This window comes from Pseudomonas sp. TNT3 (assembly GCF_010095445.2).
In the GTDB taxonomy this organism is placed as follows: Bacteria; Pseudomonadota; Gammaproteobacteria; order Pseudomonadales; family Pseudomonadaceae; genus Aquipseudomonas.
Window position 1 is genome coordinate 1 of record NZ_WFGV02000003.1, and the last position, 15,101, is coordinate 15,101.

General features: G+C 58.8%; 13 protein-coding genes and 1 riboswitch. Of the genes, 5 read left to right on the top strand and 8 right to left on the bottom strand.

The window, feature by feature from the left end:
• The 4 genes from GBC55_RS02905 to ahcY all read right to left on the bottom strand — a co-directional run.
• Positions 1 to 1,189 (bottom strand): DEAD/DEAH box helicase (locus GBC55_RS02905; protein ID WP_247266851.1); only part of this gene is annotated, 1,189 nt, incomplete at its 3' end.
• Between the two features lie 223 nt (positions 1,190 to 1,412).
• Positions 1,413 to 2,228, bottom strand: a complete 816-nt coding sequence (locus tag GBC55_RS02910; RefSeq protein ID WP_162441069.1) for a transporter substrate-binding domain-containing protein — start codon at positions 2,226 to 2,228, stop codon at positions 1,413 to 1,415.
• Positions 2,229 to 2,419: 191 nt separating this feature from the next.
• Positions 2,420 to 3,265 (bottom strand): methylenetetrahydrofolate reductase [NAD(P)H], encoded by an 846-nt coding sequence (gene metF, locus GBC55_RS02915; RefSeq protein ID WP_162441070.1) that lies wholly within the window; start codon positions 3,263 to 3,265, stop codon positions 2,420 to 2,422.
• Between the two features lie 209 nt (positions 3,266 to 3,474).
• Complete coding sequence (ahcY, locus tag GBC55_RS02920) at positions 3,475 to 4,884, bottom strand: adenosylhomocysteinase (RefSeq protein WP_162441071.1); 1,410 nt, start codon at positions 4,882 to 4,884, stop codon at positions 3,475 to 3,477.
• A 23-nt stretch (positions 4,885 to 4,907) separates the two neighbouring features.
• Positions 4,908 to 5,010: riboswitch (S-adenosyl-L-homocysteine riboswitch) on the bottom strand.
• A 198-nt stretch (positions 5,011 to 5,208) separates the two neighbouring features.
• Here ahcY and GBC55_RS02925 point away from each other — a divergent pair.
• The 3 genes from GBC55_RS02925 (at position 5,209) to GBC55_RS02935 (ending at position 8,752) form a co-directional block, all read left to right on the top strand.
• A complete protein-coding gene (locus tag GBC55_RS02925) occupies positions 5,209 to 5,613 on the top strand; it encodes a hotdog domain-containing protein (protein WP_162441072.1) in 405 nt (134 codons plus the stop codon).
• 153 nt (positions 5,614 to 5,766) lie between these two features.
• Complete coding sequence (locus GBC55_RS02930) at positions 5,767 to 6,648, top strand: formate/nitrite transporter family protein (protein WP_162441073.1); 882 nt, start codon at positions 5,767 to 5,769, stop codon at positions 6,646 to 6,648.
• Positions 6,649 to 6,889: 241 nt separating this feature from the next.
• Positions 6,890 to 8,752 carry a DUF3857 and transglutaminase domain-containing protein gene (locus GBC55_RS02935; protein WP_348650973.1) on the top strand — a complete coding sequence of 621 codons (1,863 nt, stop codon included), beginning with the start codon at positions 6,890 to 6,892 and terminating at the stop codon, positions 8,750 to 8,752.
• Positions 8,753 to 8,922: 170 nt separating this feature from the next.
• Here the strand turns inward: GBC55_RS02935 and GBC55_RS02940 are convergent, their stop codons facing one another.
• Positions 8,923 to 10,092 carry an MFS transporter gene (locus GBC55_RS02940; RefSeq protein WP_247266852.1) on the bottom strand — a complete coding sequence of 390 codons (1,170 nt, stop codon included), beginning with the start codon at positions 10,090 to 10,092 and terminating at the stop codon, positions 8,923 to 8,925.
• A 376-nt stretch (positions 10,093 to 10,468) separates the two neighbouring features.
• On the opposite strand from GBC55_RS02940, the gene GBC55_RS02945 reads away from it, so the two are divergent.
• The gene (locus GBC55_RS02945; protein WP_162436146.1) at positions 10,469 to 10,852 is read left to right on the top strand and encodes an MAPEG family protein; all 384 of its coding nucleotides are present in this window, start codon (positions 10,469 to 10,471) and stop codon (positions 10,850 to 10,852) included.
• A 101-nt stretch (positions 10,853 to 10,953) separates the two neighbouring features.
• Here the strand turns inward: GBC55_RS02945 and GBC55_RS02950 are convergent, their stop codons facing one another.
• Positions 10,954 to 12,126, bottom strand: coding sequence for an MltA domain-containing protein (locus tag GBC55_RS02950; protein WP_162436147.1), 1,173 nt, complete (start codon positions 12,124 to 12,126; stop codon positions 10,954 to 10,956).
• A 127-nt stretch (positions 12,127 to 12,253) separates the two neighbouring features.
• Here GBC55_RS02950 and GBC55_RS02955 point away from each other — a divergent pair, with 127 nt between their 5' ends.
• Positions 12,254 to 12,703 (top strand): cytochrome c, encoded by a 450-nt coding sequence (locus GBC55_RS02955; protein ID WP_162436148.1) that lies wholly within the window; start codon positions 12,254 to 12,256, stop codon positions 12,701 to 12,703.
• Positions 12,704 to 12,813: 110 nt separating this feature from the next.
• On the opposite strand, the gene GBC55_RS02960 is transcribed toward GBC55_RS02955, so the two are convergent.
• Together GBC55_RS02960 and ligB are read right to left on the bottom strand one after the other, a co-directional pair.
• The gene (locus GBC55_RS02960; RefSeq protein ID WP_162436149.1) at positions 12,814 to 13,209 is read right to left on the bottom strand and encodes a DUF1090 domain-containing protein; all 396 of its coding nucleotides are present in this window, start codon (positions 13,207 to 13,209) and stop codon (positions 12,814 to 12,816) included.
• A 98-nt stretch (positions 13,210 to 13,307) separates the two neighbouring features.
• Entirely contained in the window at positions 13,308 to 14,975 is a 1,668-nt protein-coding gene (gene ligB, locus GBC55_RS02965) for an NAD-dependent DNA ligase LigB (protein ID WP_162436150.1), read from the bottom strand.
• Positions 14,976 to 15,101 lie beyond the last annotated feature (126 nt).

A 15,101-nucleotide genomic window follows, 5' to 3' on the forward strand; every position in this document is an offset into this window, starting at 1 on the left:
TGATTCCCGGGCCGGAAACCGTCGTTCGCAGTCGCTTGCAACGCTGGTTCGCCGAGCAGCAGATCCAGCCGCGCATCGTTGGCGAGTTCGATGACAGCGCCCTGATGCAAGCGTTTGGCCCGTCCGGGGCAACCAGAGAGATCGCCTCGCCCGATCGACCGGCACGGCCAGTACGGCCGATGCGGTGAACGTAATCTTCGTCGACGTTCGGCAGCTCGAAGTTGACCACGTGTGGCAACTGGTCGATGTCGAGGCCGCGAGCGGCGATGTCGGTGGCAACCAGGATGCGCACTTCACCGGCCTTGAAATCGGCGAGTGCTTTGGTACGGGCATTCTGGCTCTTGTTGCCGTGGATCGCGACGGCGGAAAGACCGTGCTTGTCCAGGTACTCGGCCAGACGGTTGGCGCCGTGCTTGGTGCGGGTGAACACCAGGACCTGTTCCCAGGCGCCAGCGGTGATCAGGTGAGCCAGCAACGAACGCTTGTGGTTGGCAGGCAAACGGAACACGCGCTGCTCGATACGCTCGACCGTGGTGTTCGGCGGCGTGACTTCGATGCGTTCCGGGTTATGCAGCAGCTTGCCGGCAAGGTCGGTGATGTCCTTGGAGAACGTCGCCGAGAACAGCAGGTTCTGACGTTTGCTCGGCAGACGAGCCAGGACCTTCTTCACGTCATGGACGAAGCCCATGTCGAGCATGCGGTCCGCTTCGTCCAGCACGAGGATTTCCACGTGGGACAAATCGACGCTGCCTTGGCCGGCGAGGTCGAGCAGGCGGCCCGGGCAGGCGACGAGCACGTCTACACCGCGGGACATGGCCTGAACCTGTGGGTTCATGCCGACGCCACCGAAGATGCAGGCGCTGACGAACTTCAGGTCACGGGCATAGATCTTGAAGCTTTCGTGTACTTGAGCGGCGAGTTCACGGGTAGGGGTCAGGACCAGTACGCGCGGTTGGCGCGGGCCATGACGCTGGGACTTGTCCGGATGACCATTAGGGAACAACCGCTCCAGGATCGGAAGGGCGAAGCCACCGGTTTTACCAGTACCTGTCTGAGCCGCAACCATCAGGTCGCGACCTTGCAACACGGCGGGAATAGCCCGCTGTTGCACCGGAGTAGGCTCGGTATAGCCCGCTGCCTCGATGGCGCGGACTAAAGCCTCGGAGAGACCGAGGGAAGCAAAGGACATGAGTAATCCTGTTTTAGTTAGGGCTTGGCCCAATGGGAGTCTTGCCTGGCGCGAATCGCGTTTAAGAAGAACGCAACCCCGTCCGGTCCTGCTGGGCCTTGAAAGCTCGTCTGGAGCGCTCGCGCGGGCTGAAAAGCTGCGCTGTAGCGGGGTCGAGATGCCTTGAACAAGTCCGAGCGTCCGGGCGTGAGCCTGGCGGGAAGGCCGGAGTATAACAGAGCAATCACTGCGCGCTGCTTTCCTGCTGCTCAACGGTTTTTCCGCTGGCACGGGTGACGCTGGCGGCGTTGGCATTGGCGGCAGGTCCGGCACCGTATCTGGCACTCAGTTCCGCGTAGGCGGGCTCCCGCTTGAAGCGTTTGAGCTCGGCGCCGAAGCGTTGCACCAATAAGTCCATCCCAGCGTTGCGTCGTACCGCCAGATACTGGCTTTGCTCGCTGATGATCAGCGGGTTTTCGGTGATCTCGTCCCGGAGGTTCAACTCGTCGATCAGGTGCTGACCGACTCGGCGATCAGTGATCAGCAGGTCGATTCGTCCTCGTACCAGTTTGCCGAAGTTGGCTTCGTGGCTCGGCGCGGGCTCCCGTGTGAACAACGTCGACTCGCTGAAATCCGTGCTGTAGAGATAGCCCGGCGAGGTACCGACGCTTAGTCCGCGTAAACCATCCAGGGTACTGAACGGGTGAGGGCGGGCGTTGGCGTAGAACATCACGAATTGCACTTGCGAGAGGGGTTCGCTGGGGTAGAGCAGGGTCGCATCGCGCTCGACGCTGTGGAAAATATCCAGTGCTCCGTCGGCCTGACCCTGCTCGAGCATCGACAGGCAGCGCTTCCATGGCAGGAACTGCCACTCCACTTCAATGCCCAGACGCTTGAAGACAATGGCGGTGGTTTCGTAGTCCAGCCCCAGCTTTTTGCCGTTCTCCTCGTACACGTAAGGCGCCCAGGGTTCAGTGACAATGCGCAGTTTCTCGGCCCGAGCGGTAAAGCTCAGGCACGTGAATAAAATCACTGTCAGCAACTGTGAGATCAAAGGCATGGCTTGAGATTACGACGAGAAACCGGAAAGAGCCAGAAACTGGCCGCAGAAGCTCTAACTCCGTGTATTGGCGCACAAAAACAGGGCGTTAAAAGCAAAAGATCGCAGCCTTTGACAGGTCCTACAGAGGTTAAACAAACCGTGCAGGAGCTGCCGAAGGCTGCGATCTTTTGATCTTGCTTTGCTGTGTATTAACGCGGCAACTTCAGGTTGTTCCACACCGCCAGGCTCGGTTCAGCCTGGTTCAAGGTGTAGAAGTGCAACCCTGGCGCGCCACCTTGCAGCAGGCGTTCGCACATTTCGGTGATCACTTGCTCACCGAAACCTTGAATGCTCTTGGTGTCATCGCCGTAGGCTTCCAGCTGCTTGCGGATCCAGCGCGGAATTTCCGCACCGCAGGCATCGGAGAAGCGCGCGAGCTTGCTGTAGTTGGTGATCGGCATGATGCCCGGCACGATCGGAATATTCACGCCCAGTGCCCGTACACGCTCGACGAAATAGAAGTAGCTGTCGGCGTTGAAGAAGTACTGGGTGATTGCGCTGTCGGCACCGGCATTCGCTTTGCGAACGAAGTTGGCGAGATCGTCTTCGAAGTTACGCGCTTGCGGGTGCATTTCCGGGTAAGCGGCGACTTCGATATGGAAATGATCGCCGGTTTCTTCACGAATGAATTCCACCAGGTCATTGGCGTGGCGCAGTTCACCGCTGGCCATGCCCATGCCTGATGGCAAATCACCGCGCAGGGCGACAATACGCGTGATGCCGGCAGCCTTGTACTGAGTCAGCAGGCTGCGCAGATCATCCTTGCTGTCGCCTACGCAAGACAGATGCGGTGCGGCAGGGACTTTGACTTCGCTTTCCAGCTGCAACACGGTGTTGATGGTGCGATCACGGGTCGAACCGCCAGCGCCATAGGTGCAGGAGAAGAAATCGGGGTTGTACGTGGCCAACTGACGGGCAGTGGCGAGCAGCTTTTCATGCCCAGCGTCGGTCTTCGTAGGGAAGAACTCGAAGCTGTAGCGACGGTCTTGGGACATGGTCGTATCCTTGGAAACTCATGAGCCTGGAAGGCTTGCACGGTACCTGTGGAAGCGGGCTTTTGTGGTGAGGGGATTTATCCCCGTTGGGTCGCGCAGCGACCCCATAGCTTTGCGACTGCTTCGCAGCCGAACGGGGCGGTGCGACGTTTCGCTAAACCTTCACCACAAAAGCCCGCTCCCACAGGGGGAGCAGGCAGCAGGACCGATCAGTAACGGTAAGCGTGCGGCTTGAACGGACCTTCGACGGTCACGCCGATGTAGTCGGCCTGGGTCTTGGTCAGTTGAGTCACGACGCCGCCAAAGCCGCGGACCATTTCCAGGGCCACTTCTTCGTCGAGTTTCTTCGGCAGTACTTCAACCGTCAGGCGCTCGGCTTTCTGGGCTGGCGACAGGTCGGCGTATTTCTGGCCGAACAGGAAGATCTGCGCCAGAACCTGGTTGGCGAACGAACCGTCCATGATGCGGCTTGGGTGACCGGTAGCGTTGCCCAGGTTAACCAGACGGCCTTCGGCCAGCAGGATCAGGTAGTCGTCGTTCTGAGCGTCGAACGCGCCAGGACCGGTACGGTGGATCTTGTGTACCTGTGGCTTCACTTCTTCCCATGCCCAGTTCTTGCGCATGAAAGCCGTGTCGATTTCGTTGTCGAAGTGACCAATGTTGCAGACAACGGCGCGCTTCTTCAGGGCTTTGAGCATGTTCGAATCGCAAACATTGACGTTGCCGGTGGTGGTCACGATCAGGTCGATCTTGCCCAGCAGCGCTTTGTCGATGCTTTCTTCAGTACCGTTGTTGATACCGTCGATGAACGGCGAAACCAGTTCGAAACCGTCCATGCAGGCTTGCATGGCGCAGATCGGATCGACTTCGGACACTTTGACGATCATGCCTTCCTGACGCAGGGACTGGGCCGAGCCCTTGCCCACGTCACCGTAACCGATGACCAGCGCTTGCTTGCCGGACAGCAGGTGGTCGGTGCCGCGCTTGATCGCGTCGTTCAGGCTGTGACGGCAGCCGTACTTGTTGTCGTTCTTGCTCTTGGTCACCGAGTCGTTGACGTTGATGGCCGGGATTTTCAGCTCGCCCTTGGCCAGCATGTCCAGCAGGCGGTGAACGCCAGTGGTGGTTTCTTCGGTAACGCCGTGGACGCGGTCCAGGATCGCCGGGTATTTCTTGTGCAGCAGCTCGGTCAGGTCGCCGCCGTCGTCGAGGATCATGTTGGCATCCCAAGGCGCGCCATCTTTAAGGATGGTTTGCTCCAGGCACCACTCGTACTCTTCTTCGGTCTCGCCTTTCCAGGCGTAGACAGCGATGCCGGCAGCGGCGATAGCGGCAGCGGCCTGATCCTGAGTCGAGAAAATGTTGCAGGACGACCAGCGTACTTCGGCACCCAGGGCAACCAGGGTTTCGATCAGCACGGCAGTCTGAATGGTCATGTGGATGCAGCCGAGAATCTTCGCGCCTTTGAGCGGCTGCTCACCGGCGTACTTGCGGCGCAGACCCATCAGGGCTGGCATTTCGGATTCGGCGATGATGGTTTCGCGACGACCCCAGGCAGCCAGGGACATGTCGGCGACTTTGTAATCGTTAAAATCTGCAGGCGTGATGACAGCGCTCATGATGAGCCTCCATTCGTAATGTATGCGAATGGGCGCCGTTGTGCGTTTAGTGTCCGGTCGATGATGACCGGGCAACGCCCCATCCGAGCCTGACAGGTCGAACCTGCTGCAGCGCCCCTCGGACAGGTGGCGGGAAAACGGTATCAATCGATGATGACCGTTTTGAAACGGTGGCGATTATAGCGGGCTAAGCTGATCTTCCAAAGTCTTTCTGCAGGTCAATGCCTGAACGGTAATCGCGACCATAGTCGAAGCTTAATAGAGCTCTAGCCCGGGCTCTGCCATGATGTGCGGCATCAATCGGCAAGACGGTCAGGAGTGAATATGAATTTCCACACCCGCAAATGGGTAAAACCAGAAGACCTCAACCCCAACGGCACGCTGTTCGGCGGCAGCCTGTTGCGCTGGATCGACGAAGAAGCGGCGATCTACGCCATCGTCCAGCTGGGCAACCAGCGCGTGGTCACCAAGTACATTTCCGAAATCAACTTCGTCAGCGCCTCGCGCCAGGGCGACATCATCGAACTGGGCATCACCGCCACCGAATTCGGTCGTACCTCGATCACCCTGACCTGCGAAGTGCGCAACAAGATCACCCGCAAAAGCATTCTGACGGTCGAGAAGATGGTGTTTGTGAACCTTGGCGAAGACGGCTTGCCCGCGCCTCACGGTCGCACCGAGATCCTGTACGTCAAAGACCAGTTCAAGGATGAAGGCTTAAGCGAGTAATGCGAGCCCTGTAGGAGCTGCCGGAGGCTGCGAGCTTTTGATCTTGTTTTAAAAAATAAAGGCCAAAAGAAGCAGCGTTTACCGGCGCCTACAGAACGGAATCCGAGCCGCGCATGTCGTACGTACATCACACGCCACCGGTTTCGGAGCTCTATGGACACTCAACAAGACGGCAAGACCCCGAACCTCTCGGCGCAAGAGAAGCACGACGTCGACAAAAACCAGCCCCCGCGCGCGGCGGTGCTGCACGAAATCATCCGCACCCAGGGCGATCAGGAGCTCGAGCGTAGCGTCGCCGCGCTCTGGTGGTCGGCCCTGGCTGCCGGTTTGACCATGGGCCTGTCGCTGATGGCCATGGGGCTGCTCAACTCCCGCCTGCCGGACGGCGAAGCTTTCAAGGTGATCGCCAGTTTCGGGTACTGCGCCGGTTTTCTCGCGGTGATCCTCGCCCGCCAGCAACTCTTTACCGAAAACACCCTCACGGCCGTGCTGCCGGTCATGACCAAGCCCACGCTGAACAATTTCGGTCGGCTGATCCGGCTGTGGAGCGTGGTGCTGGTGGGCAACCTGTGCGGCACCTTGCTGGTCGCCTACGTGATGCTGCATCTGCCGATTTTCGATACCAAGACCGACATGGCGTTCCTCGACATCGGGCGCAAGGTCATGGAGAACGACGCCAGTAAGATGTTCGCCAAAGGCATCGTCTCGGGCTGGATGATCGCCACCATGGTCTGGATGATCCCGTCCATGGAAAGCGCCAAGATGTGGATCATCATCCTCATCACTTATTTGATGGCGTTGGGAGACTTCACTCACATCGTCGTCGGTTCCGCCGAAGTGTCGTATCTGGTGTTTGCGGGTGAGTTGTCGTGGGGAGATTTCTGGATGGTGTTCGCCGGTCCGACGCTGGCAGGCAACATCATCGGTGGCAGCTTCATCTTTGCGCTGTTAAGCCATGCGCAAATTCGCAGCGAGAGCGGGCCGCCGAAGCAGAATTCGGATCAGCAGGATAATGGGCAAAAGCACGAAAAATAATCAGTGATGCCCGGCCTGTGCCACTGGCGCAGGCTTTTCACTAGGCATCTGATAGCCCCGCTCTCGATGTTTACGGACTCGATGAGAAGGAAATCGAGAAGCAGGTAGTGACCGCATTGGCGGATCAAGAGGCGGGCAGATAAGCGCCTGAAATCAAAGATAAATTTTTAACCTGGCGGAATGATGTGGCAGCGTTTGTTGTATATTGCGAACGCTTCCCATTCATTGAAGACGGATCTTTATGCAATTTTCAGTTTCCCCTCCGGCGCGCCTTCTTGGCGCGTTTGTGCTGATGGTCATGACGTTCGGCACGGCTCAGGCCAAGGACGATGGCACCGACCTTTCGGTAACGATCGAGAAAGAAATCCAGGCGAATGTCATCAATGCCGATGGCAGTTTTGTCGTCACCAGTGACACGGTTTACCTGATCAATGAAGAGCGGGCCATCAAGGATCATGCGCAACGCTCACTGAGCTACAACCGCACCCTCGAAACCCTGGATGTGGTTGAGGCCTATACGCAAAAGCCTGATGGCCGCAAAGTCGTGGTCAAGCCCGAGCAGATCAAGGAGCAACAGGAACAGGCCTCTACCCAGGCGCCGATGTTTCAGGATACCCGGGTGAAAGTGGTGATTTTTCCGGAGGTCGCCGTAGGTGATCGCCTGGTGCTCCAGTACAAGAAGAATCGCGTCACGGCGTTGTTTCCCAATCAGTTTGAAGACCTGACCGCTCCGATGTTCTACCCCACCCGGCAACTCACGCTGATCTATGACCTGCCGGAGAACATGCACCTGAACGCGGACGCAAAAGGATTCAGTGCGTCAACGGAGATCGCGGCGCCCGGCCGCAGGATTTATCGTTGGGACTATGTGCCTGCCGACAAGGCCCGGATAGAGCAGGGGGCGGTGTCGTATCTGGATTACGGTCAATACCTGGCGGTCTCCACCTTCACTGATTTTGCCGAGTTCGCCAAAGCCTACGATTCCCGGGCCCACGTCAATGTCACGCCGCAGGTCCGCGAACTGGCTAAAACCATCACCTCTAAACTCGACAACCCTCGGGCCAAAGCCATCGCCCTGAATGAATGGGTTCGCAGGAACATTCGCTACGTGGCTGTTTATGTCGGCGCAGGCGGTGTGGTGCCGCATTCGGTGGAGACGATTCTGTCCAATCGCTATGGCGACTGTAAGGATCACGTGGCATTGCTCGAAGCATTGCTGATCGCAGCAGGGATAGAAAGCACGCCTGCATTGGTCAGCTTGGGCAATGCGTATGAACTACCGAAGGTGCCGACCCTGGGCGTGCTGAACCACGCGATCACTTATGTGCCGAGCCTGAACCTGTACCTGGATTCGACCGCCGAGGGCGTTGCTGGCGGCTACCTGCCGGTGCTGGTACTGGATAAACCGGTGGTGCTGGCCAAGTCGGGCGAGCTGGGGCGCACGCCGGCCGAGCAGGATGGCCTGGTAAAAAACGACACGCTGTACAAGGTCTCGAAAACGGGCGCGGCAGACTTCACTCACACGTCCCGCGTGGTTGGCTGGGCGGCGGAAATGAACCGCTATGGCATGAAGTCCATGACACCGACCAATCGCGATCAGATGATCCAGCAAGTCCTCGCTTCGTACGGACTCAATGGCACGGGCAAGTTCGACGCCGGGGAGCTTGAAGGCACAGGTGACGATTATGAAATGAAGCTGGCGGGGCGCGTGGACAACCTGGTCAACCTGCCCGGTCCTATCGGTGTGTTGACCATGAGCAGTCTGTCCGGCGGCATCGCGCAAAACGTATTTGGCTTTCTCATGGAGCAGGACCGGACTCAGGCATTTACCTGTATATCCGGCGTGACTGAGGAGCAGGCGCGGTTCGAATTTCCGAAAGACGTGAGCATTCTCGCCGCCCCCAAAGCGATTTCGTTGAGCGGGGAACGCTTCGACTACAGCGCCACGTACACCCGTGAGGCCAACGCGGTGGTGGTCAAACGGCGTTTCGCGTTCAAGCATCCAGGTGCGGTGTGCACACCTGAGGACTTTCAGGCGATGAGGGCGACGGCTGAAGTGATGATCAATGATCTGAAAAGCCAGATTATTGTGCAGGCGCTTTGATCACGAATCCTGTCAGTCGAGGGTCGCACTGAATGTGTGGCGAGGGAGCTTGCTCCCGCTGGACTGCGTAGCAGTCCCGTTCTTTTTGATAAAAGCGGGGCCGCTGCGCAGCCCAGCGGGAGCAAGCTCCCTCGCCACATGTTTCTGTTAGCCGAAAGATTCGGGCTGTTTCAGCCCACCACATTGGCCAGCTGCGCTTCGCGCCGTTGCCGATAGATAAAGTACAGCGCGGCGAGCACGGTCAAACCGCTGACCAGCGCACCGGTCCATGGCAGGTCGGCCAGGTCGGCGCCGCTGGCCACGACCAGCCCGCCGATCCAGGCGCCCGCCGCATTGCCGAGGTTGAACGCACTCTGGTTCAGCGTCGAACCCAGGTTCGGTGCCTCATGGGCCTGATCGATGATCAGCAGTTGCAGGATCGGGCACAGGGCGAAGGCAAAAATCCCCCACAACACCAGCGTGATTGCGGCCGGGATCACCGAGTGGCTGGCCTGCGTGAATGCGGCCAGCATCACGACTGTCGCCAGCGCCATGCCCACCAGCGATGGCAGCAAGCGACTGTCTGCCAGTCGCCCGCCGAGCATGCTGCCCGCCGTCAAACCTACGCCGAACAACAGCAGCATGAGGGTCACGCCATGCGGGCTGACGCCGGTGATGTCCTGCAGGATCGGCGCGATGTAGGTGAACACGCTGAACAGGCTGGTCGATGCCAGCACGCTCATGCCCAGCGCCATCAACACATTGGCCTTGCCCAGCACTTTGAACTCGCTGGCGAGGTTGGCTTTGTCCATGGCGATGTCCTTTGGCAACCAGACCCACTGCGCGATAGCGGCAATCACACCAATCACCGACACCGCCCAGAACGTCGAGCGCCATCCGGCGTATTGTCCGAGCGCAGTGCCCAATGGCACGCCAAGTACATTGGCCAGGGTCAGGCCGGTGAACATCATGGCAATCGCCTGGGCGCGTTTGTTCGGTGCCACGAGGCCGGCAGCCACCACTGAGCCGATGCCGAAAAAAGCGCCGTGACACAGCGCCGTGACCACACGCGCGGCCATCAACGTGGCGTAGTTGGGCGCCAGTGCGCAAAGAATGTTGCCGAGAATGAACATCAGGGTCATGCCCAGTAGCGTGGCTTTGCGCGGCATGTTGGCGGTGCCGACCGCAAGGATTGGCGCCCCGAACACCACGCCCAGGGCGTAACCGGTAATCAGCAGGCCGGCGTGGGGAATGCTCACAGCGAGGTCGCGAGCGACATCGGGCAGCAGGCCCATGATGACGAATTCAGTGGTGCCGATGCCGAATGCGGCAACAGCAAGGGCAAGCAAAGCGAGTGGCATGCGCAAGGTCTCTGTCGGTAGTCTTGACGCTGTGATCAGGCATACGCGTGCCGACGTCCGATCTGGATCAGAACGGGCGCGGGCAAAAATTATTGGAATTAGTCTGTGTGCAACTGAGTGCGGCGTGGTCGCTTGCAGTATAAACAGCTGCTGACATATCGCGAATCAATTCTCCGCGCCAACATCGCCTACAACGAACGTTGGAGCTTTAAAAGGAGTCAGCATTAGCGTGAATGTGGTGGTGTAGTTTGCGTTACCTGAAAGAACCTTTCGGTCGACCACGGCTCTTAGCCTGTGGGCGGGTATTGATCGGCTTGTTGGCGATGAAATTTTTAACGACTGATAAAAATTCAAATACTGAAAAAGGGACTGATTTATGACGGTTGCTCTGTGGTGCGTATTGATCGCGTTTTGCCTGCCTTACCTTTGCACGGGTGTTGCCAAGATCAGCGGCCGGTTCACGCTGAAAGACAACCATGACCCCCGGGACTTTCTCGATTCACTGAACGGTTTGGGTAGGCGCGCCTATGCGGCGCAACTGAACAGCTTCGAAGTGACCCCGTTTTTTGCCGCAGCGGTGATCGTGGCTCACCTGGTGGGCACCGCTCAGTTGGTGACGGTCAATGTGCTGGCCGTATTGTTTGTTACCAGCCGGCTGCTGTTCATTATTTGCTACCTGGCCGACTGGGCGATCTTGCGCTCGTTGGTGTGGTTTGTGGGGATGGGGTTGATTGTGAGTTTCTTTGTGGTGTCTGCCTAAAAACAAGATCAAAAGATCGCAGCCTCGTTTCACTCGACAGCGCCTACCAGGGATAGGTATGCAACCCTGTAGGCGCTGACGAAGCCTGCGATCTTTTGACTTTAAATTTTGTCAGCCACCTGAGGTACTTGCGGCAGCGCCGCGCCCTTCGGCCACAACATCCAGATCTGTCCCTGCTGTTTCATGTCTCCTGCCAACTGCCCGGCCGCTTCGCCGGTGCCCCAGAACAGATCCGCACGTACTTCACCGGCAATCGCCCCGCCGGTGTCCTGAGCCGCTACCGGGCGAACCAGTGCCGTGCCGTCCGGTCGCGTTGTCGATAGCCACAGCAGACTGCCCAGTGGAATCACCTTGCGATCCACCGCCGCGCTGTAGCCGGCCGTCAACGGTACGTTCAACGAGCCGCGAGGGCCTTCGTTGCTGTCCGGATTTCGGGTGAAGAACACGTAGCTCGGGTTACTGCCGAGCAGTTCCGGGATGCGCATCGGATTGGCCTTGGCCCAATCGCTGATGGCGCCCATGGTCACGTCTTCTTTCTTCAGTTCGCCTTGCTCCACCAGCCAGCGGCCGATCGGTCGATACGGGTGACCGTTCTGGTCGGCGTACGCAATGCGCAACTGGCGTCCGTCATCGAGCTGAATACGACCCGAACCCTGGATCTGCAGGAATTGCAGGTTCATCGGATCAGTCAGCCAGGCCACGACAGGTGCCTTGACCCCTTTGGTTTCAATGGTGGCTGCATCGTCGTATGGCTTGAGCACGCGACCTTCAAGGCGTCCCCGCAGGCGCTTGCCCTTGAGCTCGGGATAAATGCTGTCCAGAGAGACGATGATCATGTCTTCGGGCACGCCGTACACCGGGATGTTCGCCGCTTCGGTTTGCGTCAGGCTGCCGGGGTAGACCGGCTCGTAGTAGCCGGTGATCAACCCGTTCGGGTTGTCATTGGCGGCGCGCAGCCCGTAGACATCCAGGTGTTGTTTGAGAAACCCGCGAATCTCGTCGGCGGTTTGCGGCACGTTGGCAGAAGCCGCACAGGTCGAGCCCCAGACCGGGTCGGCCTTGAGCCGGTTGCAGGCGCTGCGCCATGAACCGAAACCGGCGATCAGATCGTTGTCGGACACAGCCGGCAGAGCTTCCCAGGTAGCGCTGGAATAGGTCGCCAGCGCGTGGGTTTTGGGGGTGTTGTTTTCGCCACCGGTGCAGCCCGCGAGCACGGCTACCATCGGAAGGGTCCAGGCCAGGCTGTGACGCCATGCCTTGATACGGCTAATCATGGAGTGATTCCTTTGACGGTCGCTCGAGTGCTCCATGCGCTCGAACAACCCATATTGATAATAGGGCTATTGGTCTTTATCGATGACGCGAGGATACTGGCCGCCGTTCCCGTGACCTGAAGCCACCATGATTCTTAAAAGATTTTCAGTTGTATTGCTGGCCTGCCTGACGTTGTCTGCCTGTGGCGGTGTCGACCCGAATTCCCCACTGGGCCAGCGCAAAGCGATCTTCAAACAAATGCTCAAGACCGGCGAAGACCTGGGTGGCATGTTGCGCGGTCGTATTCCGTTCGACGGTCCGAAGTTCGCCGAGGGCGCCGTGAAGCTTGATGCGTTGTCCCATGAGCCGTGGAAACATTTTCCGCAGGTGCGCGAAGAAGATCACACCAGCGCCAAGGATGATGTCTGGCAGAAACAGGCACGCTTCCAGGAAATGGCCCGCCATCTTGAAGCGGCCACCGGTGAACTGGTGATCGCCAGCCAGGTTCAACCTTACAAGGTGAGCAACCTTGGGCCGGCGGTACAAAAGGTCGAAGACGCCTGCAGTGCTTGCCATAAAGAGTTTCGGGATCATTGATTAATTGAAAGATCGGCCGGATGCGACCCGAGCCTTCGGCATCTCCTACATGTCATGCGTACCTCTGTAGGAGCTGACGAAGGCTGCGATCTTTTGATCTTGAAACGATGTTACTTATCCAGCTCGTCCAGCGCTTCCTGCAATTCCTTGCGGGACTCGGCGAGTTTGTCTTTGCGTTTGTTGATCTTTTCCGGGTCGCCTTTTTTCATGGCCTTATCAAGATCCGCCTGACGCTTGCTGACTTCGTGCTTGGCGTCGAGGACCTTGTTTTCCCGTTCTTTCTGCAGCGAGGCGTCGGTGCAATGAGCGGTGACTTCGCTGAGGGCTTTTTCCAGCCCGGCCTGCTGATCGGCGTTGCCGTGGGATTTGGCCAGTTCGATCTGGTTGATGATGCCTTGTTTCTTGGCCGCGCAACCGGTCAGCCCCGGGGCCTCTTCGGCGGCCATCAGTGGAGCAGCCATCACACTGCAAAGAGTCAGCAGGGCGAGCGAAGAAAGAAATTTCATAAAAGCTCCATGTGCAGAGTCAAACGGGTCGAGTGGCGTCGGGCTGTTTGAGCCCTGGTCGACACTTGGGTTCCCGGGTGGGTGGGCATCGCCGGCTGTTAGAAACCGTCGATGCCCGCCATACGTAATATTTCGCTCAAGGCCAGGACCTGCGGGTCGCGGAAAAAGGCGCTCAATTGCGCCGCGCGTCCCGGGCCGATACCGGCTTCAGCCTGCCATTGTTCGGTGTTTCGTTGCGCCAGCTCCTGCCATGAATCCGCAAGTACTGCCTGTCCCGTCGGCGGTAAACCCAGCGCTTTGAGCCAGTGCGCGAAGGGACGTTCCCGGGCACTGTTGAAACTGTTTAACAAACGAACCGTGCTGCGCTCGCCGAAGCCGTTAATGTTAGCAAGCTCTTGAGCATCGAGGGTCAACCAATCCAACAGGTTGTTTAGACGGCCTGTTTCGAGAAGTTTCTCCCAGATGCCGGGACCGACGTGGGGCATGGCCAGTCCCTGCTTGCCGCTGAGCCAGGTCAGACGCGCAAGAAACTGACCCTCGCATCCCGGCGTGGGTTGCCAGCAACTGAGCTGATGAAAGTCCGCTGCCAGCGGCACGGTCAACTCAACACGCTCGGTGCTGCGCAGCACAACGCTGTCCAGTCTGGGAATGGTCAGTCCCGCCAGACTGATGGACACTTGATCGCCGGGACGAATGTCGAGCTCCTCCCAGCGCCGCAGGGAGCTGACACTGACGCGCTTGATCTGCCGGTCATCGAGCCACACCGGTGCCAGGTCCAGCACCGGTGTGATCCTCCCGGTCCGGCCAATCTTGAACTGAACCTTGCGCACCTCGGCCAGCGTCTGGGCGAATGGATACTTCCAGGCAACAATCCAGTAAGGCGCTTTGGCTTGCCAGCGATCCGCCGGGGGACGTTGCTCCTGGCGCAAGACGATACCGTCGCTGGTGAAAGGCAGTGGAGAGCGATACCAGTGTTCACGCCAGCGCTCGGCGTCGGCAAATGCCTGGATCGGGTGGCTGAAGTGTGCTGTGCCCGGGAAACCCAATTCGTCCAGTGCCGCCAGGCGTGCGGGCAAATTGGCCGGGCCCTGCGGCCAATCCCAGACAAACAAACCGATACCCGCGGCAAGCTCAGCGCTCAGTGCCTTGCGGGTCATCAATCCGGCTACCGTGCCCCGTGCGTTGAGGCTGCCGGCCGTGGCCTGGACGTGATCGGTCAGGCGCCAGTAAAGCTCGCCTTGCAGCACCAGATCCAGTGGTTGCTGCAGTTGCTGCGGGATGTCTTTGATCAGGCGCGCGGACGCTGTCCAGTCATGCCCGTTGATCCCGTCACCACGGCTGATCGCCTGAGTCAGTTGACCGTTTCGGTAAACCAGCGTGACCGCCACACCGTCGACCTTTGGCTGCACCCAGACATCCTTGCGATCTTTCAACCAGGCGTTGACGGCGCGTGCATCACTGAGCTTTTCCAGGCCGGTGTGGACGATGGGGTGAGCAACGGGGCCGCCAGCGGTGCGCAACGGTTTCGCAGGAGCGCTGAGGTCGAAACATTTTCGCCACGTTGTCAGTTGCGCGCGGGATTGGTCATAGAGTTCGTCGGCAACAAGCGAGCGGCCCTGGCGATGATAGGTGTCGTCCCAAAGGTCGATTTTTTTTTGCAGGCTGGTGATTTCGGTTTGGGCGCGGGGAGTGGGCCAGTCGGGGCATTGGGTGGCGTTGGCGGTCATGCAGGAGAAGGTCAGGAGGAAAGCGATCAGTAAGCGCATCGTGAGCGTCCTTGCTCAATGGGATGCTCAAAGGCTAGTCAGTTTTAGCCTTTTGGGATCAGGGTATCCATTCAGTATGTTTCGTGGGCGAGGATCAAAAGATCGTCCGAACGCGGCCCGAGCCTT

What these genes read in the sequence shown, in the direction of transcription:
- GBC55_RS02910 (WP_162441069.1), bottom strand. Translation starts at nt 2,228, where the DNA reads ATGCCTTTGATCTCACAGTTGCTGACAGTGATTTTATTCACGTGCCTG.
- metF (WP_162441070.1), bottom strand. Translation starts at nt 3,265, where the DNA reads ATGTCCCAAGACCGTCGCTACAGCTTCGAGTTCTTCCCTACGAAGACC.
- ahcY (WP_162441071.1), bottom strand. Translation starts at nt 4,884, where the DNA reads ATGAGCGCTGTCATCACGCCTGCAGATTTTAACGATTACAAAGTCGCC.
- GBC55_RS02925 (WP_162441072.1), top strand. Translation starts at nt 5,209, where the DNA reads ATGAATTTCCACACCCGCAAATGGGTAAAACCAGAAGACCTCAACCCC.
- GBC55_RS02930 (WP_162441073.1), top strand. Translation starts at nt 5,767, where the DNA reads ATGGACACTCAACAAGACGGCAAGACCCCGAACCTCTCGGCGCAAGAG.
- GBC55_RS02935 (WP_348650973.1), top strand. Translation starts at nt 6,890, where the DNA reads ATGCAATTTTCAGTTTCCCCTCCGGCGCGCCTTCTTGGCGCGTTTGTG.
- GBC55_RS02940 (WP_247266852.1), bottom strand. Translation starts at nt 10,092, where the DNA reads ATGCCACTCGCTTTGCTTGCCCTTGCTGTTGCCGCATTCGGCATCGGC.
- GBC55_RS02945 (WP_162436146.1), top strand. Translation starts at nt 10,469, where the DNA reads ATGACGGTTGCTCTGTGGTGCGTATTGATCGCGTTTTGCCTGCCTTAC.
- GBC55_RS02950 (WP_162436147.1), bottom strand. Translation starts at nt 12,126, where the DNA reads ATGATTAGCCGTATCAAGGCATGGCGTCACAGCCTGGCCTGGACCCTT.
- GBC55_RS02955 (WP_162436148.1), top strand. Translation starts at nt 12,254, where the DNA reads ATGATTCTTAAAAGATTTTCAGTTGTATTGCTGGCCTGCCTGACGTTG.
- GBC55_RS02960 (WP_162436149.1), bottom strand. Translation starts at nt 13,209, where the DNA reads ATGAAATTTCTTTCTTCGCTCGCCCTGCTGACTCTTTGCAGTGTGATG.
- ligB (WP_162436150.1), bottom strand. Translation starts at nt 14,975, where the DNA reads ATGCGCTTACTGATCGCTTTCCTCCTGACCTTCTCCTGCATGACCGCC.